Here is a 22,083-nt window from a genome sequence, read left to right on the forward strand (position 1 = left end):
GCAGGCTATCGCGGGCGATACGGGAATCCAGGTAGGCGCTTGGGCACTGCAAGGTCGCGCCCGGCGATCAGCCGCCCGCAGTCCGTCGTTCAAAACCACTCGGCGCGCATGTCCAGGCATGTCGGGTCGCGCGTTTCGAGCAGCGCCAGGGCATGATGGCAGCCGGGTATTTCCCAGGTCAGGAAGTATTTCGCCGCCTGCAGTTTGCCTTTGTAGAAATCGGTGTCCTCGGCATTGCCTCGCGCCAGGCCCTCCTCGGCACGAATCGCCTGCTCCAGCCAGCGCCAGCCGATCAGCGCATGGCCGAAGGTGTCGAGATACAGCGCCGAGTTGGCCAGGGCCAGGTTGACGTTGCCCTGCTCCAGCTCGCCGAGCAGGGTTTGGGTGACCGTCGACAGATGCCCCAGCAGCCGTTCCAGTGGCTGGCGCAGTGCGTCCAGCGCATCGTGCGCGCGGGCCCGCTGGCAGCAGTCCTGCATCAGCCCATGCAACTGCCTGAGGCCGGCGCTCCCGTTCTGCGCGAGCTTGCGGCCGAGCAGGTCCAGGGACTGGATGCCATGGGTGCCTTCATGGATGGGGTTGAGACGGTTGTCGCGGTAGTACTGTTCCACCGGATATTCGCGGGTATAGCCGTGACCGCCGAGCACCTGGATCGCCAGCTCGTTGGCCTTCAGGCAGAACGTCGAGGGCCAGGACTTGACGATGGGCGTGAGCAGGTCGAGCAGTTCATGGGCCTGCCTGCGTTGTTCGGCATCGGCCAGGGTCTGGCTGTCGTCGACCAGACGCGCGGCGTACAGCGCGAGGTCGAAGGCGCCTTCGACATAGGCTTTCTGGGTCAACAGCATGCGCCGCACGTCGGCATGCTCGATGATCGGCACCTGCTTGCTGGCCGGGTCCTTGCCGTCGGGCAGGCGGCCCTGCGGGCGCTCGCGGGCGTAGTCCAGGGCGTAGAGATAGCCGGCGTAGCCGAGCATCACCGCGCCCATGCCGACGCCGATGCGGGCCTCGTTCATCATCTGGAACATGTACGACAACCCGGCATGGGGCTTGCCCACCAGGTAGCCGACGCATTCGCCGTGGTCGCCGAAATTCAATGCGGTGGAGGTGGTGCCGCGAAAGCCCATCTTGTGGAACAGACCGGCGAGGACCACATCGTTGCGTTTACCGAGGGAGCCGTCCTGATTGAGCAGAAACTTGGGCACGATGAACAGCGAGATGCCTTTTACCCCGGCAGGGGCGTCCGGCAGCCTGGCCAGGACCAGGTGCACGATGTTTGCCGACAACGGATGGTCGCCAGCGGAGATGAATATCTTGTTGCCCTTGAGCCGATAACTGCCGTCTGCCGCCGGCTCGGCGCGGGTGCGGATATCCGCCAGCGAGGAGCCCGCATGAGGCTCGGTGAGGGCCATGGTGCCGAAGCAGCGGCCCTCTATCATCGGTTGCAGGAAACGCCGTTTCTGCTCGTCGCTGGCGAAACTCTCGATCAGGTTGGCCGCGCCCATGGTCAGGAACGGATAGGCCGAGCTGCCGACGTTGGCGGCCTGGAAGTGAGCGAAGCAGGCCTGGGACAGCAGCGTTGGCAACTGCATGCCACCCTGCTCGAAGCTGCGCGCGGCGTTGTGGAAACCCGCGGCGAGAAACGCATCGACCGCCGGCTTGACCTCGGGGATCAAGGTGGCGCTGCCGTCGTGATACTGCGGCTCGTATTCATCCCCCTTGCGGTTGTGCGGGGCGAACAACTGTTCGGCGATGCTGCGTGCGGTATCCAGGGCCGCAGCGAAGGTTTCCCGGTTGTGCTCGGCGAAACGTTCGCGCCGGGTCAGGGCTTCGGCATCCAGCACTTCATAGAGTTCGAACGCCAGGTTGCGGGCACAGAGCAGGGTTTCGGCCATGACGGGTCTCCTGATTGTCGCGACGAGTGTAGGCCTGTGAATGCGCGGCGCCCATTACCATCGATGACGATGATGGCGCGGCAGAACCCTGGCCGCTGGTAAACTGCGCGCCTCGCGAGGAACCCTAGATCATGAACTACCGTCACGCCTTCCATGCCGGCAACCACGCCGACGTGCTCAAACACATTGTCCTGAGCCGGATCATCGCCTTGCTGTCACGCAAGGATGCGCCCTTCGTCTGCCTCGACAGCCACGCTGGCGTCGGCCTCTATGACCTGCAAGGCGACCAGGCCAGCCGCACGGGCGAGTGGCTGGAGGGCATCGCACGTTTGTGGCAGGCCGACGACCTGCCCGGGGTGACTGCCGATTACCTTGGCGTTATCCGGGCGCTGAACCCGGACGGCGCGTTGCGTTACTACCCTGGTTCGCCCGAGTTGGCCCGCGCCTTGACCCGTGAGCAGGACCGTGTGCTGCTCAACGAGAAACATCCGCAAGATGGCCAGTTGCTCAAGGACAACATGAGCGGCGATCGCCGCGTGGCCGTGCATCGTGGCGAAGGCTGGCATGTGCCACGGGCCTTGCTGCCGGTGCCGGAGAAGCGTGCCCTGTTGTTGATCGACCCGCCGTTCGAGAAGCCCGACGAGCTGGAGCGCTGCGTCACCGCCCTGGATGAAGCCATTGGCCGTATGCGCCAGACGGTCGTGGCGATCTGGTACCCGATCAAGGACGAGCGCCAGCTCAAGCGTTTCTACCAACAGCTGCAGAAATCCAGCGCCCCCAAACTGCTGCGTGCCGAGCTGTTCGTGCATGCGCCGGACGATGCGACCCGTCTCAGCGGCTCGGGACTGGTCATCGCCAATCCGCCATGGGGGCTGGAGGATGAATTGCGCGGGCTGTTGCCCTGGTTGAGCGGGCATCTGGCGCAGAGTGCGGGTGACTGGCGGCTGGACTGGTTGATCGAGGACAAGTGAGCGGCCAAGGGGCCGACGCCGTGCTGCCCGGGCGGCGCAGCCAGTCGAGCGCATATTCTCTGCCCGCGAAAATGCCCGGCCGCGTCTATTTCCCTCGTTGCCGAGGATCGACGTAGTAGCTCACCTGCTGGCGCGGGTTGAGGTATTCCAGTTCGGCCTGGGGAAGCTGTGCCGGGCGCAGGCTGCGGGCGATGGACAGGTCGCGTTCCTGTTCCAGGTCGACGATCAGCGCCTCGCTCTTGGGCACTTCGGCGTCGTAGACGATCAGGGTCGGCTTCAGCGGTTGGGTCGGACTCATGCCCAGCACCAGGGCGTAGCGCTCGTCGCTGAGCTGCACCAGGCTACCGGGCGGGTAGACGCCCATGCAGCGGATGAAGGCCTTGAGCATCACCTCGTCGAAATGGCTGCGCTCCTGGCCATACATGTTCGCCAGGGCTTCATGGGGACTGAGCCCGTCGCGAGGGTTGACCGGGTTGCACAGGTTGTCGAAGCGGTTGGCGATGCTCACGACCCTGGTCAGGCGGCCGATCTACGACTCCACCAGCTTGCGCGGATAACCCGTGCCGTCGCAGTGTTCGTGATGCTCGTGGATGATGCGCAGCACCTCGTCGTCGAGCATCAGTTTCTGCCCGCGCTTGAGGCCGAACTCGGTGTGCAGTTGCAGGAATTGCAGCTCGGCGCGGTTCAGCGGCGTGGTCTTGAGCAGCACCTGGCTCGGCACGTCGAGCTTGCCCATGTCATGCAGCAGGCCGCCCATGCCCAGGGTGTGGCAAGCCTCGCTGTCGTAGCCGAGCTGGCGGCCGAGGAGCATCGACAGGACAGCGACGTTCAGCGAATGGAAGTAGGCATCCTCCGCCGCCTTGCCGTTGATGCTGTGCAACACCACGCCGTCCTCGGTCATGATCGCGGCGACCAGTTCGTTGACCACCGCGCCAGTCTGCTTGACTACGTCTTCGGGGCTGTTGCGCAAGGCCTGATTGAGCTGCTTGACCATCTGGCTGGTCTGCACGAATTTGCGCTCCACTTCGGCCAGGCGCTTGCGTAGTACGCCGAGCTTGGCGACCCGCTCCTGGCGAGCCTGCTCTTCTACGCTCGCGGGGCCGGGCCCTGCGGGCGTCGCTGTTTGTGGGGCCTCTGGCTGCAACTGCAGCGGCTCGCAGTCGCTGCGCGATGGGTCGTAGCGCACCTGTTTGAGGCCGAGTTTGTGCAGGGCGGCGATATGCGCCTCGTCCTTGATCTTGAACTTGCTGAAGGTGAAACCGTGTTCCCACCAGGCGAGATCGAGGTGTATGTACAAGCCGACGCACAATTGTTCTGGCGTGATGAGTTGGGTCTTGTCGGGCATGCAGGCTCTGGCCGGTCCGGGAAGAGGAGCGAGGTGATAAGAGCCTAGTCTAGCCGCAAGCTGCGGCCTTCACGCGGGGGCAGATGAAGCGCCGACCGACCCGCCGGGCAGGTCGGTTTTCTGGCGTGTTCGGTCAGCGGCGACGATTGACCGTTTGTGCGGCTTCGATGATGTCCTTGCCGATCTCGTTTTCATATTGCTGCCAGACCGGCCGCATCGCCTGGCGCCAGGCATTGCGTTCCTCGTTGCTGAGGCTGATCAGGTGCACCTTGGCGTCGCTTGCCAGTTGCTGGCGGGCTTCGCGGTTCTGGGTGTCGGCGGCGTTGTTCACTGAATAGGTCACTTCGTCGATGATGCCTTCCAGTTCGGTACGCACGCTGTGCGGTATCGAGTACCAGAACGTGCTGTTGGCCACCAGCATATAGTCCAGCACGCCATGGTTGCTTTCGACCATGTACGGCTGCACGGACGCATAGTTCTGGCTCAGCAGGTTCGACCAGGTGTTTTCCGTTCCTTGGACCTGGCCGTTGCGCATGGCGTCGAGGGTCTGGGCGAAGGGAATCTTGACCGCCTTGGCGCCAAGGGACTCGAACTGGCTTTCCAGCACGGGCGAGGCCTGGATGCGGAAGCTCAGGCCACGGGCATCGACTGGAGCGTGCAGCGCGCGGGTCGCGGAGAGTTGCTTCATGCCGTTGTGCCAATAGGCCAGGCCGGTGATGTTGCGCTTTTCCATCGACGTCAGCAGTTGCTTGCCCTTGGGGCGCTTCTGGAAGCGGTTGACGGCATCCAGGTCATCGAACAGGAAGGGCAGGTCGAACACCTGCAACTGTTTGGTGTAGTCGCTGAACTTGGCCAACGACGGCGCGAGCATCTGCACCTTGTCGTCCAGCAGCGCCTGCAATTCGTCGGCGTCGCCATAGAGGCTGGAGTTGGCGTGGATCTCGACCTTGACCTGCCCGCCCAGGCGCTGCTCGACCAGTTTCTTGAACAGCAGTGCGCCTTGGCCCTTGGGCGTGTCGTCGGCGACCACATGGGAGAAGCTGATGACGATCGGCTCGGCGGCAGTGCCATTCAGGCTGAACAGGGCAAGGGCCACGATATACGCGCTTTTTAGAATTCGACTCACGCTAACCTCCGTGATACTGCTGCGGAATGTCCATTTGGCAGCCGGCGCAGGGCTGCTTCAGCGCGAATCTACAGGAGGCATGTGTCAGTTGTCGCTGTCGCGCACCAGAAATGCGCAACAGCGCGCGTTCAGGCACTCAAACGAGGCAGACGCCGGTGCCGCGCAAGCCGCAATAGCCGTTCGGATTCTTGGCCAGGTACTGCTGGTGGTAGGCCTCGGCATAGTAGAAGGGCGGCGCCAGGCTGATCTGCGTGGTGATCGCGCCCAGGCCGGCCTTGTCCAGTTGTGCCTGGAAGCGTTCCTGGCTCTCCAGGGCGGCGCTCAGTTGTTTCTCGTCCTGACAATAAATGGCTGAGCGATATTGGGTGCCGGTGTCGTTGCCCTGGCGCATGCCCTGGGTTGGATCGTGGGCCTCCCAGAACAGCTTGAGCAGGTCGTCGTAAGCGATCTGGCGCGGGTCGAAGACCACCAGCACCACTTCGGTGTGGCCGGTCAGGCCGGAGCAGACTTCTTCGTAGGTCGGGTTCGGCGTCAGGCCGCCGGCATAACCGGCTGCCGTGCTCCATACGCCGGGCTGTTGCCAGAAACGACGTTCCACGCCCCAGAAACAGCCCATGGCGAACACCGCCTGTTGCAGGCCGGAGGGGAAAGGCCCCTGTAGTGGATTGCCGTTGACATAGTGATGCTGGGGAACCGGGACTGGAACATCCCGGCCGGGCAGGGCCTGCTCGGCGGTGGGCAGGTTTTGCTTGTGCACGAGGATCTGGGAGCGCAGGACCATGATTGTCTCCGGGGCTATGACGGTGCGTGGGCACCCAGTTTAGGGGCAAACGTGGCGGTTGGGGCGCGGAACGAAAAACCGTACGGGCGTTCCGTGTGTCCTGCTCAGCCCTGGCGTGGATAACGGCGCAGTCGCTCGACCAGGTCGCGACTGGGAATCGGGCGGTCGAACAGGTAGCCCTGGCCGACGTCGCACTTCTGCTTGCGCAGGAACGCGAGCTGGGCGGCGGTCTCGATGCCTTCGGCGACCACCTTGAGCTTGAGACCGTGGGCCATGGCGATCACCGCCGAGGTGATTTCCATGTCGTCCTGGTTCTCGGGGATGTCCTTGACGAAGCTGCGGTCGATCTTGATCACGTCGATGGGGAATTTCTTCAGGTAGCTCAGCGACGAATAGCCGGTGCCGAAGTCGTCCATCGCCAGCGACAGGCCAAGGGTCTTCAGGCGTGCCACTTGTTGCCGGGTTTCCTCGTCGCCTTCCAGCAGCAGGCTTTCCGTCAGTTCCAGTTCGAGCAGGTGGGCGGGCATCTGTTCTTCATGGAGGATGGTGGCGATCGAGCCAACCAGGTCCGGGTCGGTGAACTGCTTGGCCGACAGGTTGATCGCCACCTGGACTTCGCCCAGGCCCAGCGCGGCCAACTCCTTGCACATGCGACAGGCCTGGCGTGTGACCCACTTGCCGATCGGGATGATCAGGCCGGTTTCTTCGGCGACACTGATGAACTGGTCCGGGCGGATCATGCCTTTTTCCGGATGCTGCCAGCGCAGCAGTGCCTCCAGACCATTGAGACGGCCCGTGCGCAGGCATAGCTTGGGCTGGTAGTAGACTTCCAGCTCGTTCTGGGTCAGCGCCCGGCGCAGGTTGTTTTCGACGAACAGCTTGTTGTGCGCCTCGGCGTTCATCGACTCGGTGAAAATCTGCACCTGATGCTTGCCGTTGGCCTTGGCCTTATGCAGGGCCAGGCCGGCGTGCTTCATCAGGATGTTCGGATCGGCGCCATGCTCAGGCGCGCAGGCCAGGCCGACCGAGGCGGTGACGTTGATCAACTGGTTGTCGACGAACAACGGCTTGTCCAGGGTCTGTAGCACGGTACTGGCCAGTTGCAGGCCGTTACCGGCGTCGGCGCCATCGAGCAGCACGGCGAATTCGTTGCTGGCGAAGCGGGCCAGGCTGCTGTTCTTGTTCAGGGTATTGCGCAGGCGGCGGGCGAGGCTCATCAGCAGCTTGTCGCCGGTCTGGTGGCCGAGGCTGTCGTTGATCCGCTTGAAGTTGTCGATGTCCACCAGCAGCAGGCTGAACGGCTTGCCATTGTTGCGCTTGAAGCGCTCATCCAGGCTGCGGATGAAGTACGGGCGGTTGCCCAGGCCGGTGAGGTTGTCGTTGTAGGCCAGGCGCTCGATGCGTTGCTGGGCCATCTTGCTCTGGGTGATGTCTTCGTAGATGCCGATGTAGTGGGTGAGTTCGCCGTCATCGTTGTACACCTTGGAGATCGACAGATGGCCCCAGTACGGTTCCAGGTTCTTGCGCCGGCTGCGGAACTCGCCCTGCCAACTGTTGCGCTCGGCCAGCCCCGACTGGGTGTCGAACAGCAGGTCGCCGAGGTTCTCCATGGCCGGTAGCTCGGCGATTCGCCGCCCGTGGACTTCTTCGCTGCTGTACTGGGTGATCGAGGTGAAGCTCGGGTTGACGTAGACGACCCGCCCATCGCCGTCGATCAGCAGGAAGCCGCTGGCGCTCTGCTCGACGGCGCGCTGGAACAACTGCAGGGCATTGGCTGCGTCATCGCGTTGCTGGCTACTCATGACCTGGGCGAACTGGTCGGCCAGCTCCCCGGCGAAGGTGATTTCGTCGCTACGCCAGACCCGCGGCGCACCGATGTTTTCCAGGCACAACACGGCCTGCACGTCGCCATCCAGGCGCACGCTGGCGTCGAGTATGGCGTTGATTTTCTGTGGCTTGAGGTAGTGCTTGGCCAATTCGCTGGTACGTGGGTCCTGCTGGGCATCGTGGGCGTCGATGGCGCGGCCGCTGTGCAGTGCTTCTATGTAGCGGGGGTAGTGGCTGCAATCGAGGCAAGGCGGTAGTTCATGGTGGTCGATGTCGCGACGGTAGAGGGCGACCGGCTCCATGATCGAGCCCTTGAGCAGCCAGATGCTCGCCCGGGCGACGTCGTAGACCTCGCAGGCCGCCTGGGTGATCAGTTCGGCGGCTTCCCTGAATGGTTCCAGCGCGCTGTAGCGATGGCGAGCCAGGCGTACGATCAGGCTCTGCTGTGCGCGAGAGCGGATCAGGTGCTGCAGGTGATCGTCCTGGGCGCGTTGATAAAGCTCCAGGGATGTCGCCAGGCGTGTGTTCTGCGCTTCCAGTTCGCCCAGCCGCTGATGTTCGTCGGTATCGCCGATGTCGCCGGTGATCAGCAGGTAGCCGCGCAGTAATTGGCGCCCACGTTGCTGGAAGGGTTCGCCGATCTCCAGCATATGCAGCGGGCCGCCGGGTGTGTGCAGTCGGTAGCGCACCAGATAGTGCGGGGCGCTCGCCAACTGCAACTGGATGTCGTCATGCAACTGGTGGCGGGCTTCCGGCTCCATCAGGCTGGCATAGGGCGCGTCGACCAGGGCGCAGAGATCCGCGGCGGCAACGCCCAACTGACGCTCGCAGGCCGGATCGATGAACAGCAGGGCCCAACTTGCCTCGTCAATACGTTCGAAGCGCAGCATTCCCAGCCGAGACGGCACTGGCAACTGCGTCACAACCTCGACCGCCGGACGACTGGCGGAATCGGGATGGCTTTTCATCAAACGGCGGGCTTCCAGTATGCTGGCAGGGGCAGGCCTAGGCCTGTGAAATCAGACAAATTCTGGCAAGGGTGCATCATGCCGCAGGGACTGACAAGAAGACTGAGCGGGATATTGCTGTTTTGTGGCTTATGGGGGGCGCTGGTGCTTCCCTCGGTGGCGCAAGAGGCCCAGCTGAGTGGCGACGAACAGGTACGTTATCTCAATGAAATCAAACGCTTGTATATGACCCAGGATGAGCGCGAGGCCCTGCTTGCGCACGTCAATGCCTTGCTGGAAACCTATGCCCTGAGGGCTGGCTACCAGGTTGGCAAGGCGGATCGTCGTAGCCTGCAATACCGCCTGTCGGTCTCTGCGCCTGGCGAGTTGCTGGTGCGTGAAGAGTCCAGGGTCGAGAAGGGTATCGAGATGGCTGTGAACCGCCAGAGTCTATCGGTGTTTGGCGTGGACCCCTATGTGCGTTACGAATGTCCGGCAAGCGGTATCGCCTGCACCCTGCGCAATCCGCTCGATGGCAGCCCCTGGTTGCAGGTCCTGCGCGACCAGAGAGGGGCCGACGAACTGGCCAAGGCGATCAGCTTTCTGATCCGTAACGTGCAGAAGGGCAATTGACGCCAAGTTAGGTCTCAAGCGAGATACCTGAGGCCCGCCTCGATCAATCAGTTGTCGGGGCTGCTGGTACCCGTTCGGCTTGCGTTCTGGATGATCAATGGGGCTTGACGATCGTTTTCCAGAGTCGTCGGTTGATCTGACAGGCTCTAGCGTAATGCGCTGAGAAAACGGTACAAGCGCTCGTCTAGGCTGTGTAGGACGTTAAAACGCAGCCATGGCACTGGCCGTGCTTCGGGCATGAATAATTGACCAGGAGCAAGCAGAATGCGTGCATTACGGGCACGGATGGCCATGGCAGTCGCATCTTCGATCTCTCTGTGACGGGCCCAGAGAAACAGGCCGGCTCGTGGCTCAAAGAACAGTTCCATGCCCGCTTCCTTAAGGCGGGGTACCACCTGTTCGTGGGCTCGCATCAGCTCTTCGCGCAGTTGCTTGACATGCTTGCGCTGGCGCCCTTGCAGCAATATGTCGTAAGCCAGTGCCTCGGTCAGCTCCGAGCTGGTCAGGCCGCAAGCCATCTTTAGTGATTCCAGTTCATCGATCAGTTCCGGACGGGCGGCAATGAAGCCGCAGCGCAGAGACGGTGCGATGACCTTGGAAAAACTGCCGATATAGATCACCCGTGAGAGCTGGTCCAGGCTGGACAGGCAGACTTGGGCCTTGGGATCCATGTCGGCGTAGATGTCGTCCTCGACGATCAGGAAGTCATATTTCTCCGCCAGTTGCAGCAGACGGTGGCATACCGCGGCCTCCAGGCTGGTACCTGTTGGGGTTTGCAGGCGCGTGTTGATGAAGTAAACCTTGGGGCGGTGTAACTGCAATGTTGCTTCCAGGGCGAACAGGTCAATACCGCCAGGTGTTCGCGGTACACCCACCAGCTTTGCACCTTGGACGCGCAGGTTGAGGAACAGGTTGTGATAACCCGGCTCGTCGACCAGTACCGTATCGCCACGCTGTACCAAGTAGCGGCTAACCAGATCGAGGGCCTGACTTGCCCCGCCAGTCAGCAGAATCTGCTCCGTCGAGGCTGAAACCTGCAAATCGCCTAGCAGATCAGCGATCTTCCCACGCAAGGCGGCATGTCCTTTGGCGTTGCCATAGCTGTATAGCGAATGGCTGTTCTCCCGGGCTAATGCATGCAGGCTGCGAGGCAATCCTTGCTGCACCAGAACACTTTCCGGCAGCGTGCCCACTCCGGGGCGAATATCCACATCCAGTGGATGAAAGACTTTGCGCAGCAGCAGATGGTCGTCGAAGTCGAAATCACCTTGCGGTTCTGCCTTGGATAGGGACGTGGGTTCTTCATGCTGGCCGCGAACGAAGAAGCCGGCATTGCGTACGGCTTCCAGATAGCCCAGCGCTACGAGGCGGTCATAGGCTTCGACCACCGTGAAATGGCTGACTTGATTGGTCTGGGACAACTTCCGGATCGACGGCAACTTGCTGCCGGGACGCAGACGACGCTCCTCGATCGCCAGGCGAATGGCATTGACTATCTGTTGAACTAGAGGTGTGGCTGAGGTGGGGTCGATCAGGAGCATGGAATGACATCGAAGGTGTACTGGTGAAAAGACCCTGACAGTCCTGCCGCTTTTGCAGTGTGGCTGTGCATGGCCTGTTAGGGGGCCGCTGCGGCAGCATCTTTACAGCCAAACACACAGACTGCAAAGGGAACACCGATGTACGAGCAGGATTACACCAGCGCCCGCGAGGCTATCAGCGATGAGGAGTGGGAGCAGCGTTGCGAGCTCGCAGCCCTTTACCGGCTGGTTGCGTATTTCCGTATGACGGACCTGATCGATACGCATATTTCTGCTCGCGTGCCGGGAGAGGAGGGATTTTTCCTGATCAACCGTTACGGCGTGCTATTCCACGAAATGCGTGCCAGCGATCTGGTCAAGGTCGATATCCATGGCAACATCGTCGACTCTCGGTTGTCGCCCGATAGCATCAACCGGGCTGGTTTCAATATCCATTCAGCTGTGCACGACGCCCGTGAGGATGTGGCTTGTGTTGTTCACACGCACACCAGCGCCGGCATTGCTGTTTCGGCCCAGGAGGATGGTCTCCTGCCAATCAGCCAGCATGCTCTGAAGTATTACGGCTGCCTCAGTTACCACGACTATGAAGGTATCGCGCTCGATCCGGCCGAGCGCAGCCGGCTTGTAGCTGATCTGGGTAACAATCAGGCGATGATCCTGCGCAACCACGGGTTGCTAGCTGTAGGTGGCAGCATCGCCGAGGCCTTCAATCAGATCTATTTCCTTGAGCGTTCCTGTCAGGCGCAGGTTGCCGCTCTGGCTGGCGGCCGTCAGTTGCGTTATCCGTCGGCATCGGTTTGTGAGCTGGTAGCCCGCCAGTCTCAAGACGAAATCGATAGCGGCTTGCATCTGTTGGCTTGGGAGTCCACCAAACGCCTGATTGCCGAGCAGAGGTCCGAATACTGCCAATGACGTCGAAATGAAGATCCAAGAGCAACACCCTGAGCCGGAATGAACATCGGCCTGCAATAACAATAGGTATGTGCTAGCCCTCGCAACCATCGGAAAAACCGAATGCGACTTTAAAGCCGTGAAGTGAGGCGTGTTGAAACAACTGCCATTAACAATTATTCCAAGCAGAGGTAGTAATGAAAAAACAGATTCTTTCCGCCGTGCTCGCATCCACCCTGGCAACAGGTGCAGTAGCGAAGGACTTAACCGTGATTTCCTTTGGCGGGGCCAGTAAGCAGGTCCAGACTGAGGCGTTCTATCAACCTTTCGAGAAAGCCAGTGGCAACAAAGTCATCGCCGGTGAGTACAACGGTGAGATGGGGCTGATACAGGCCATGGTCACTACCAACAACGTCACCTGGGATGTTGTTCAGGTCGAAGGTCCTGAGTTGCTGCGCGGTTGTGAGACTGGACTGTTCGAGCCTCTGGCCGGGCTTGACCTGAAACCTGAGGATTTCCTTCCAGGTACGTTGTCCGATTGCGGTGCAGGCCTGCTGGTGTGGTCGATGGCTGTCGCCTATAACGCCGACAAGCTCAAGTCCGCTCCGCAAGGTTGGGGGGATTTCTGGGATGTGCAGAAATATCCGGGCAAGCGTGCCTTGCGCAAAGGCGCGAAGTACACCCTGGAGTTCGCGCTGATGGCAGGTGGCGTCAGTCCAGCCGAGGTTTACAAGGTGCTGGCCACGCCGGAAGGCGTCACTCGGGCGTTCAAGAAACTCGATCAGATCAAGCCGTATATCCAATGGTGGGAGTCTGGTGCGCAGCCGATGCAGTTTCTCGCCAGTGGCGATGTCGTGATGAGTACGGCATTCAACGGCAGGGTTTTTGCTGCGCAAGAGGAGGGTGCGAATATGGGCATCATCTGGGGCGGCAGCATTTATTCCAGCGATTCCTGGGCGATCCCCAAAGGTAGCAAGAACCGTGAAGCCGCCAAGGCCTTTATCGCAATGTCGCTACAGCCGGAGCAACAGAAGATCCATACCGAGAAACTCGGTTATGGTTCGACCAACAAGAAGGTCAGTGGCCTTCTCGATAAAGGTCTGGTGGCGCGCTTGAATACCTCACCGCAAAATCTGGAAGGTGCCCTGAGGCTCAATGACGAGTTTTGGGTTGATCATGGCGAGGATCTTGAAGAGCGATTCAATGCTTGGGTTGCTCGCTAAACGCTTCCAATAAAAAACGCCCTTGCCTCGTGAAGAGGCAAGGGCGTCTTTTATTTCCGCAGTCCGCTTACAGCAGCATCGTACGGATATCGGCCAGCACGTCGCCCAGGCGCTTGGTGAAGCGCGCCGCGGCAGCGCCGTTGATCACCCGGTGATCGTAGGACAGCGACAGCGGCAGCATCAGCTTGGGCTGGAAGGCCTTGCCGTCCCAGACCGGCTGGATGGTGGCCTTGCTGACACCGAGGATCGCCACTTCCGGCGCGTTGACGATCGGCGTGAAACCGGTGCCGCCAATGTGGCCGAGGCTGGAGATGGTGAAGCAGGCACCCTGCATGTCGTCAGCGGAGAGCTTCTTGGTCCGCGCTTTTTCCGCCAGGGCGGCGGCTTCGGCAGCGAGTTGCAGCAGGCTCTTCTGGTCGACGTTCTTGATCACCGGCACCAGCAGGCCGTCCGGCGTATCGACGGCGAAGCCGATGTGCACGTACTTCTTGCGGATCACGGCCTTGCCGCTCGGCGCCAGGGAGCTGTTGAACTCCGGCATTTCCTTGAGCAGGTAGGCGCTGGCCTTGAGCAGCAGCGGCAGCACGGTCAGCTTGACGCCGGCCTTTTCCGCCACGGCTTTCTGGCTGACGCGGAAAGCTTCCAGCTCGGTGATGTCGGCCGAGTCGAACTGGGTCACGTGCGGCACGTTCAGCCAACTGCGATGCAGGTTGGTGGCACCGACCTGCATCAGGCGGGTCAGGGCGACTTCCTCGACTTCACCGAACTTGCTGAAGTCGACGCTCGGGATCGGCGGAATGCCGGCACCGCCAGTCGCGCCAGCAGCGGCTGCGGCGGCAGGCGCCGACTTGGCTTTCTGCAGCTCGGATTTGACGAACGCCTGCACGTCTTCCTTGAGGATACGGCCTTTCGGACCGGTGCCCGCTACGGCCGCCAGGTCGACGCCGAACTCGCGAGCGAGCTGGCGTACGGCCGGGCCGGCGTGGGCTTTGCTGCCATCGCGGTTCGGCGCGGCGGCGGCAGGCGCGGCTTGCGCTGCGGTCTGGGCCGGAGCGCTGGCAGGCTTGGCTGGTTCTGGCGCGGCAGCCTGGGCTGGAGCTGGCGCAGCGGCAGGCTTGGTGGCGGTCTTGCCCTGGACCTTGAGGACCAGGATCAGGTCGCCGGTCTTGGCCTGGTCACCGAGCTTGATCGAGATGCTCTCGATGACGCCGGCCTTGGGTGCCGGAATCTCCATACTGGCCTTGGCCGATTCGAGGACGATCAGCGATTGCTCGGCTTCGACCGTATCACCGACCTTGACCAGCACTTCGATGACGCCAGCGGCGTCGGCGCCGATGTCCGGAATACGGACTTCTTCGCTGCTCTCGCCAGCCGGCTCTTCGGCAGCAGCGGGGGCTGCGGCCGGAGTCGGGGCTTCGCTCGGAGCGACGACGGGTGCGCTGGCAACCTGTGGCTGAGCGGCACCGGCAGCGCCCTTGAGCACCAGGATCAGGTCGCCGGTGCCGACTTCGTCACCGACCTTGACCGACACGCTTTCCACCACGCCGGCAGCCGGCGAGGGGATTTCCATGCTGGCCTTGTCCGATTCGAGGGTGATCAACGATTGATCGGCCTCGATGGTGTCGCCCGGCTTGACCGAAACCTCGATCACGCTGGCCTTGCCGCTGGAACCGATATCCGGAACCTTGACCTCTTGCGGTGCGGCATTGCCAGCAGCCGGCGCCTGGGGCGCAGCGGCTGCTTGCGGGGCTGCCGATGCCGCGACCGGGGCCGCTTCTTCCTGCTTCGGCTGCTCGGCCGGAGCGGCTGCGGCGCCGCCCTCGACGTCCAGTTCCAGCAGTTCGTCGCCGGTCTTCAGGGTGTCCCCCAGCTTGACCTTGAGGCTCTTGATCACCCCCGCCTTCGGCGAGGGGATTTCCATGCTGGCTTTGTCCGACTCCAGGGTCAGGACGCTCTGGTCGGCCTCGACACGGTCGCCGACCTTGACCAGCAGCTCGATTACTTCGCCCTCACCGCCGCCGATGTCGGGCACGCGAATCAATTCACTCATCGCTTGGCTCCTTAATTAGCAGTCCAGGGGGTTGCGTTTTTCAGGGTCGATACCGAACTTGACGATGGCCTCGGCCACCACCTTGCGCTCGATTTCACCACGATCGGCCAGCGCTTCGAGCGCGGCCAGGACGACCCAGCGGCGATCCACTTCGAAGAAGTCGCGCAGTTTCTTGCGGCTGTCGCTGCGGCCGAAGCCGTCGGTGCCCAGGACCTTGTATTCCTTGACCGGCACCCACTGGCGAATCTGCTCGGCGAACAGTTTCATGTAGTCGGTGCTGGCGACCACGGCGCCCTTGCGGCTGCTCAGGCACTGCTCGACGTAGCTCTGCTTGGGCTTCTGCTCCGGGTGCAGGCGGTTGCTGCGCTCCACGGCCAGGCCGTCGCGGCGCAGTTCGTTGAAGCTGGTGACGCTCCACACATCGGTGCCGATGTTGTAGTCGTTGCGCAGGATCTTCGCCGCTTCGCGGACTTCGTTGAGGATCGTGCCGCAACCCAGCAGTTGTACATGGTGCGCCGCTTCGCGGTTGTCCTCTTCGAGCAGGTACATGCCCTTGATGATGCCGTCCTCTACCCCTTCCGGCATGGCCGGCTGCTGGTAGTTCTCGTTCATCACGGTGATGTAGTAGTAGACGTTTTCCTGCAGGGTCATCATCCGGTGCGTGCCTTCGCGGACGATCACCGCCAGCTCGTAGGCATAGGTCGGGTCGTAGCTGCGCACGTTGGGGATGGTGCTGGCGAGGATGTGGCTGTGGCCGTCCTCGTGCTGCAGGCCTTCGCCGTTCAGCGTGGTGCGGCCGGAGGTGCCGCCCAGCAGGAAGCCGCGGGTCTGGCCGTCGCCAGCCGCCCAGGCCAGGTCACCGATACGCTGGAAGCCGAACATCGAATAGAAGATGTAGACCGGCAGCATCGGCGTGTTGTAGTTGCTGTAGGCGGTACCGGCGGCGATGAACGAGGAGAACGCGCCGGCCTCGTTGAGGCCTTCCTGGAGGATCTGGCCGTCTTTCTCTTCGCGGTAGTACATCACCTGGTCGCGGTCGACCGGCTCGTACAGTTGGCCGACCGGCGAATAGATGCCGAGCTGGCGGAACATGCCTTCCATACCGAAGGTACGGGCTTCGTCGGCCAGGATCGGCACGATGCGCTTGCCCAGTTCCTTGTCCTTGACCAGCGACGCGAGAATCCGCCCGAAAGCCATGGTGGTGGAGATTTCGCGGTCGCCGGAACCGTCCAGCACCGCCTTGAGGGTGTCCAGCGGCGGGGTCGGGATGCTGATGGTGCCGCGGTTGCGCTGTGGCAGATGGCCGCCGAGTTTGTCGCGGCACTTGCGCAGGTACTTCATTTCCGCGCTGTCTTCGGCCGGACGGTAGAACGGCAGTTCTTCCAGTTGCGAGTCGTTCAGCGGAATGTCGAAGCGATCGCGGAATTTCTTCAGCGACTCGATATCGACCTTCTTGGTGTTGTGCGCGGTGTTCTTCGCTTCGCCGGCGCCGGTGCCATAGCCCTTGATGGTCTTGGCCAGGATGACGGTCGGCTGGCCCTTGTGGTTGACCGCCTGGTGGTAGGCCGCATAGACCTTGTACGGGTCATGGCCGCCACGGTTGAGGTTGAAGATTTCCTCGTCCGACAGGTTCTCGACGCGTTTGAGCAGCTCCGGATCGTGGCCGAAGAAGTGCTTGCGTACGTAGGCGCCGTCCTTGGCCTTGTAGTTCTGGTATTCGCCGTCGATGGCGGCGTCCATGCGCCGCTGCATGCGGCCGTCTTCGTCCTGGGCGAACAGCGGGTCCCACATGCGGCCCCAGATGACCTTGTTGACGTTCCAGTTGGCGCCACGGAACACGCCTTCGAGCTCCTGGATGATCTTGCCGTTGCCGCGAACCGGGCCGTCGAGGCGCTGCAGGTTGCAGTTGATGACGAAGATCAGGTTGTCCAGGTTCTCGCGGCCGGCCAGGGAGATGGCGCCGAGGGTTTCCGGCTCGTCGGTCTCGCCGTCGCCGATGAAGCACCAGACCTTCTGCTTGCCGGCCGGGATGAAGCCACGGTTTTCCAGGTACTTCATGAAGCGTGCCTGGTAGATCGCGGTGATCGGGCCCAGGCCCATGGAAACGGTGGGGAACTGCCAGAAGTCAGGCATCAGGTGCGGGTGCGGATAGGACGAGAGGCCCTTGCCGTCCACTTCCTGACGGAAGTTGTTCATCTGGTCTTCGCTCAGGCGACCTTCGAGGAAGGCGCGGGCATAGATGCCAGGGGAGGCATGGCCCTGGTAGTAGATCAGGTCGCCGCCATGCTCGTCGGTGGGAGCCTGGAAGAAGTAGTTGAAGCCGATGTCGTACAGGGTCGCGCTGGAAGCGAAGGTGGAAATGTGCCCACCCAGGTCCGGGTCCTTCATGTTGGCGCGCATGACCATGGCCAGAGCGTTCCAGCGAACGATCGAGCGGATGCGGCGCTCCATGAACAGGTCGCCCGGCATGCGTGCTTCACGGGTTACCGGGATGGTGTTGCGGTACGGCGTGGTGATGGCGTAAGGCAGTTGGGTGCCGCTGCGCGTGGCCAGCTCGCCCATGCGAGTCAGCAGATAGTGGGCGCGGTCCTCGCCTTCTTTGTCGAGGACGGACTCAAGCGCGTCCAGCCATTCCTGGGTTTCGACGGGATCAAGGTCTTGCATGGCTTGCTCCAGGGCGGAAAGGCTTCCAGAATCGGAAGCCAGGGTTCGTGCCCGCTTTTTGGGCAGGCTACGTAAATGTCTTTATTAGGCCGGGGTTAGCACGGCCGACCTGTAGTTTTACTACAAAACGACGTTTATTACAGCGCCCTCGGCACATCTTTCGTAGTAAAACTACAAAATAATCAGCGTGCTGCCGCGCCAGGTTCCCGTCTCACGGGGCGGGCGTCAGCCTTCAAGGATAGACCATGAGCCTGCCGCCACTGGCGTTCCTGCCCGCCGTTCTTCTGTCTCTCGCCGACCGTAGTGGCGAGGTGAATTGTGCCGCCTGGCCCGAGGCGCGCCGCGAGGCTCTGCGCCGCGCCTGCGCCTGCAGTGACTTCGTCATCGAGCAGGCGCGGCGCGACTCGGGGCTGCTGGACGAGCTTGCCGGCAGCGGTGAGCTGGAGCGCCGCTATGTGCCTGGCGAGCTGCGTGAGGCGCTGCGGCAGCGGGTGCAGGCGTGCGTCAGTGAGGACGATCTTGGCCGGGTCCTGCGGCATTTCCGTAATCGCCAGCAATTGCGCATCATCTGGCGCGACGTCAATCGCCTGGCGGACTTGGCCGAGACCTGTCGCGACCTGTCGGACCTCGCCGATGCCAGCATCGACGAGGCCTACCAATGGTTGTACCCGCGTCATTGCCAGTCCTTCGGTACGCCGGTGGGGCGAAGGAGCGGCCAGGCCCAGCACATGGTCATTCTCGGCATGGGCAAGCTCGGTGCCCATGAACTGAACCTGTCCTCGGACATCGACCTGATCTTCGGCTACCCCGAGGGCGGCGAGACCGAAGGCGCCAAGCGTGCGATCGACAACCAGGAATTCTTCATCCGCCTCGGTCAGCGGCTGATCAAGGCGCTGGATGCGATCACCGCCGATGGCTTCGTGTTCCGCACCGATATGCGCCTGCGCCCCTATGGCTCGGCGGGTGCGCTGGTGCTCAGCTTCAACGCACTGGAACAGTATTATCAGGACCAGGGTCGCGACTGGGAGCGCTACGCGATGATCAAGGCACGGGTGGTGGGTGGCGATCAGGCCGCCGGCGCGCAATTGCTGGAGATGCTGCGACCGTTCGTCTACCGCCGCTACCTGGACTTCTCCGCCATCGAAGCGCTGCGCGCCATGAAGCTGCTGATCCAGCAGGAAGTACGGCGCAAGGGCATGGCCGACAATATCAAGCTCGGCTCCGGCGGTATCCGCGAGATCGAATTCATCGCCCAGGCTTTCCAGCTGATCCATGGCGGGCGCGACCTCAGCCTGCAGCAGCGGCCGTTGCTCAAGGTCCTGGCGACCCTGGAGGGGCAGGGCTACCTGCCGTCGCCGGTGGTTGCCGAGTTGCGCGAGGCGTACGAATTCCTGCGCTACACCGAGCACGCCCTGCAGGCCATCGCCGACCGGCAGACGCAGATGCTGCCGGACAACGCCCAGGACCAGGCGCGGGTTGCCTTGATCATGGGCTTCGATTCCTGGGCCGCGTTTCGTGAGCGTCTCGACTACTGGCGCGAGCGGGTCGACTGGCATTTCCGCCAGGTCATCGCCGATCCTGACGAGGACGAGAATGGCGAGGTTGAGGTCGATCCCAGTGGCGAGTGGCTGCCGCTATGGAATGGCGCGCTGGAGGAAGAAGGCGCCCGGCGCCAGTTGGAGGAGGCGGGTTTCGTCGATGCGCTCGCCGCGCAGCAACGCCTGGTCGGCCTGCGCAACGGCAGCCAGGTGCGTACCATGCAGCGCCTCGGGCGCGAGCGCCTGGATGCCTTCGTGCCGCGTTTGCTGGCGCAGATCGTCGAGCAGGGCAATCCCGATCTGGTACTCGAACGTGTGTTGCCACTGGTCGAAGCGGTGGCGCGCCGTTCGGCCTATCTGGTGCTGCTGAGCGAGAATCCGCTGGCTTTGCAGCGCCTGTTGCGCCTCTGTGCGGCCAGTCCATGGATCGCCGAGCAGATCAGCCGTTTCCCGCTGCTGCTCGACGAGTTGCTCAACGAAGGACGGCTGTTCAGCCCGCCGCAGGCGCCGGAACTGATCGCCGAGCTGCGTGAGCGCCTGACGCGGATTCCCGAGGACGACCTGGAGCAGCAGATGGAAGCACTGCGCCATTTCAAGCTGGCCCACGGCCTGCGCGTGGCGGCTTCGGAAATCGCCGGCACCTTGCCGCTGATGAAGGTCAGTGATTACCTGACCTGGCTGGCCGAGGCGATTCTCGACCAGGTGCTCAACCTGGCCTGGCGCCAACTGGCGCTGCGCCATGGCGTGCCGCGCCGCGCCGATGGCAGTGCCTGCGATCCCTGCTTTGTGATCGTCGGCTACGGCAAGGTCGGCGGCCTGGAGCTGGGGCATGGCTCGGACCTCGACCTGGTGTTCATCCACGATGGCGACTCCCAGGCCGAGACCGATGGCGCCAAGCCCATCGACGGGGCTCAGTTCTTCGCCCGGCTGGGCCAGCGCATCATTCACCTGCTGACCACCCAGACCACCTCTGGGCAACTGTATGAAGTGGACATGCGCCTGCGTCCATCCGGTGCCGCTGGCCTGCTGGTCAGCTCGCTGGGCGCCTTCGAGCGTTACCAGCAGCAGGAAGCCTGGACCTGGGAGCACCAGGCGCTGGTGCGCGCACGGGTGCTGGTCGGTTGTCCGCAAGTGGGCGAGGGCGTCGAGCGTGTACGCGCCGCAGTGCTGGGTCGCGAGCGTGATCTGCACGGCTTGCGCCGCGAGGTCGGCGAGATGCGCGCGAAGATGCGCGACAACCTTGGCACCCCGACGACCCAGGCCGGCCTGGGCGCCAATGCTTTCGAGCAGGACAGTGCCTTCGACCTCAAGCAGGATGCCGGAGGTATCGTCGATATCGAATTTATGGTGCAATACGCGGCCCTGGCGTGGTCGTGGCGGCACCCACAGCTGCTGCGCTATACCGACAACATGCGCATCCTCGATGGTTTGTGTGATGCCGGATTGATGCCCGCCAGCGACGTCGCACTGTTGCAGGAAGCCTACAAGGCCTACCGCTCCGTCGCCCATCGCCAGGCGTTGCAGAAGCAGCCGGGCAAGGTCACTGGCGAGCAGTTCCAGGATGAGCGGCGTGGCGTGATGCGCATCTGGCGCGAGCTGGGCCTGAACTGAGCCCGGCAGGAACATCTGTCGGCGTGGCCCCAGGCCGTGCCGGCGCGTTGAACGAATCTAACCAAGCGACTTATTTGAGGAGCAGGCAACGATGTCCATGTCCGATCGTGATGGCGTGATCTGGTATGACGGCGAACTGGTGCAATGGCGCGACGCTACCACCCATGTGCTGACCCACACCCTGCATTACGGCATGGGCGTCTTCGAAGGCGTGCGTGCCTACAACACGCCGGACGGCACCGCGGTGTTCCGCCTGCAGGCGCACACCGACCGCCTGTTCGATTCGGCGCACATCATGAACATGAAGATCCCGTTCACCAAGGACGAGATCAACGAGGCGACCCGCGCCGCCGTGCGCGAGAACAACCTGGAAAGCGCCTACATCCGCCCGATGGTGTTCTACGGAAGCGAAGGCATGGGCATCCGCGCCGACAGCCTGAAGGTCCACGTCATCGTCGCCGCCTGGCATTGGGGCGCGTACATGGGCGAAGAAGCGCTGCAGAAGGGCATCAAGGTGCGCACCAGCTCCTTCACCCGCCACCACGTCAACATCGCCATGACCCGCGCCAAGGCCAACGGCAACTACATCAACTCGATGCTGGCCCTGCAGGAAGCCGTTTCCGGCGGTGCCGACGAAGCCATGCTGCTGGACCCGGAAGGCTACGTGGCCGAGGGTTCGGGCGAGAACATCTTCCTGATCAAGAACGGCGTGATCTACACCCCGGAAGTGACCTCCTGCCTCAACGGTATCACCCGCGCCAGCGTGCTGACCCTGGCCGGCGAGCTGGGTATCCCGGTGGTCGAGAAGCGCATCACCCGCGACGAGGTGTATATCGCCGACGAAGCGTTCTTCACCGGCACCGCCGCCGAAGTCACGCCGATCCGCGAAGTCGATGGCCGCCAGATCGGTATCGGCAGCCGTGGCCCGATCACCGAGAAACTGCAGAAAGCCTACTTCGACCTGGTGACCGGCAAGACCAGCGCCCACGGCGAATGGCGGACCCTGGTGAAGTAAGTGGCGGGCGGCAGGCTGCACGTGGTTC

The 22,083-nt window shown here is 62.6% G+C and carries 15 protein-coding genes; 6 read left to right on the forward strand and 9 right to left on the reverse strand.

What is annotated here, in order from left to right; translation table 11 throughout:
- Positions 1–89: 89 nt before the first annotated feature.
- Positions 90–1,892: an acyl-CoA dehydrogenase gene (locus ACSZPK_RS16735; protein ID WP_437882606.1), complete on the reverse strand. Its 1,803-nt coding sequence runs from the start codon at positions 1,890–1,892 to the stop codon at positions 90–92.
- Positions 1,893–2,023: 131 nt separating this feature from the next.
- Here ACSZPK_RS16735 and ACSZPK_RS16740 point away from each other — a divergent pair, with 131 nt between their 5' ends.
- Positions 2,024–2,863, forward strand: coding sequence for a 23S rRNA (adenine(2030)-N(6))-methyltransferase RlmJ (locus ACSZPK_RS16740; protein WP_437882607.1), 840 nt, complete (start codon positions 2,024–2,026; stop codon positions 2,861–2,863).
- An 85-nt stretch (positions 2,864–2,948) separates the two neighbouring features.
- Here ACSZPK_RS16740 and ACSZPK_RS16745 read toward each other — a convergent pair whose 3' ends face one another.
- From ACSZPK_RS16745 to ACSZPK_RS16765, 5 genes are all read right to left on the reverse strand, one after another.
- Entirely contained in the window at positions 2,949–3,371 is a 423-nt protein-coding gene (locus ACSZPK_RS16745; RefSeq protein WP_437882608.1) for a hypothetical protein, read from the reverse strand.
- A gap of 21 nt (positions 3,372–3,392) precedes the next feature.
- Entirely contained in the window at positions 3,393–4,208 is an 816-nt protein-coding gene (locus ACSZPK_RS16750) for an HD-GYP domain-containing protein (protein WP_437882609.1), read from the reverse strand.
- 133 nt (positions 4,209–4,341) lie between these two features.
- The gene (locus ACSZPK_RS16755) at positions 4,342–5,325 is read right to left on the reverse strand and encodes a DctP family TRAP transporter solute-binding subunit (RefSeq protein ID WP_437882870.1); all 984 of its coding nucleotides are present in this window, start codon (positions 5,323–5,325) and stop codon (positions 4,342–4,344) included.
- A 145-nt stretch (positions 5,326–5,470) separates the two neighbouring features.
- On the reverse strand, positions 5,471–6,115 hold the full coding sequence (gene msrA, locus ACSZPK_RS16760) for a peptide-methionine (S)-S-oxide reductase MsrA (RefSeq protein ID WP_437882610.1): 645 nt from the start codon (positions 6,113–6,115) through the stop codon (positions 5,471–5,473).
- A gap of 104 nt (positions 6,116–6,219) precedes the next feature.
- Positions 6,220–8,910, reverse strand: a complete 2,691-nt coding sequence (locus ACSZPK_RS16765) for a putative bifunctional diguanylate cyclase/phosphodiesterase (RefSeq protein ID WP_437882611.1) — start codon at positions 8,908–8,910, stop codon at positions 6,220–6,222.
- Between the two features lie 78 nt (positions 8,911–8,988).
- On the opposite strand from ACSZPK_RS16765, the gene ACSZPK_RS16770 reads away from it, so the two are divergent.
- Positions 8,989–9,522 carry a hypothetical protein gene (locus tag ACSZPK_RS16770; RefSeq protein WP_437882612.1) on the forward strand — a complete coding sequence of 178 codons (534 nt, stop codon included), beginning with the start codon at positions 8,989–8,991 and terminating at the stop codon, positions 9,520–9,522.
- Positions 9,523–9,668: 146 nt separating this feature from the next.
- On the opposite strand, the gene ACSZPK_RS16775 is transcribed toward ACSZPK_RS16770, so the two are convergent.
- Complete coding sequence (locus ACSZPK_RS16775; RefSeq protein WP_437882613.1) at positions 9,669–11,063, reverse strand: PLP-dependent aminotransferase family protein; 1,395 nt, start codon at positions 11,061–11,063, stop codon at positions 9,669–9,671.
- 138 nt (positions 11,064–11,201) lie between these two features.
- Here ACSZPK_RS16775 and ACSZPK_RS16780 point away from each other — a divergent pair, with 138 nt between their 5' ends.
- Together ACSZPK_RS16780 and ACSZPK_RS16785 are read left to right on the forward strand one after the other, a co-directional pair.
- Positions 11,202–11,975, forward strand: coding sequence for a class II aldolase/adducin family protein (locus ACSZPK_RS16780; protein WP_437882614.1), 774 nt, complete (start codon positions 11,202–11,204; stop codon positions 11,973–11,975).
- A gap of 176 nt (positions 11,976–12,151) precedes the next feature.
- Complete coding sequence (locus ACSZPK_RS16785) at positions 12,152–13,177, forward strand: ABC transporter substrate-binding protein (RefSeq protein WP_437882615.1); 1,026 nt, start codon at positions 12,152–12,154, stop codon at positions 13,175–13,177.
- 67 nt (positions 13,178–13,244) lie between these two features.
- On the opposite strand, the gene aceF is transcribed toward ACSZPK_RS16785, so the two are convergent.
- Positions 13,245–15,227, reverse strand: coding sequence for a dihydrolipoyllysine-residue acetyltransferase (gene aceF, locus ACSZPK_RS16790; RefSeq protein ID WP_437882616.1), 1,983 nt, complete (start codon positions 15,225–15,227; stop codon positions 13,245–13,247).
- A 15-nt stretch (positions 15,228–15,242) separates the two neighbouring features.
- Positions 15,243–17,891, reverse strand: coding sequence for a pyruvate dehydrogenase (acetyl-transferring), homodimeric type (aceE, locus tag ACSZPK_RS16795; protein WP_437882617.1), 2,649 nt, complete (start codon positions 17,889–17,891; stop codon positions 15,243–15,245).
- A gap of 245 nt (positions 17,892–18,136) precedes the next feature.
- Here aceE and glnE point away from each other — a divergent pair, with 245 nt between their 5' ends.
- The gene (gene glnE / locus ACSZPK_RS16800; protein ID WP_437882618.1) at positions 18,137–21,040 is read left to right on the forward strand and encodes a bifunctional [glutamate--ammonia ligase]-adenylyl-L-tyrosine phosphorylase/[glutamate--ammonia-ligase] adenylyltransferase; all 2,904 of its coding nucleotides are present in this window, start codon (positions 18,137–18,139) and stop codon (positions 21,038–21,040) included.
- Positions 21,041–21,131: 91 nt separating this feature from the next.
- Complete coding sequence (locus ACSZPK_RS16805) at positions 21,132–22,055, forward strand: branched-chain amino acid transaminase (protein WP_437882619.1); 924 nt, start codon at positions 21,132–21,134, stop codon at positions 22,053–22,055.
- Positions 22,056–22,083: the final 28 nt, after the last annotated feature.

The organism is Pseudomonas sp. LRF_L74 (assembly GCF_965644255.1).
Lineage (GTDB): Bacteria > Pseudomonadota > Gammaproteobacteria > Pseudomonadales > Pseudomonadaceae > Aquipseudomonas.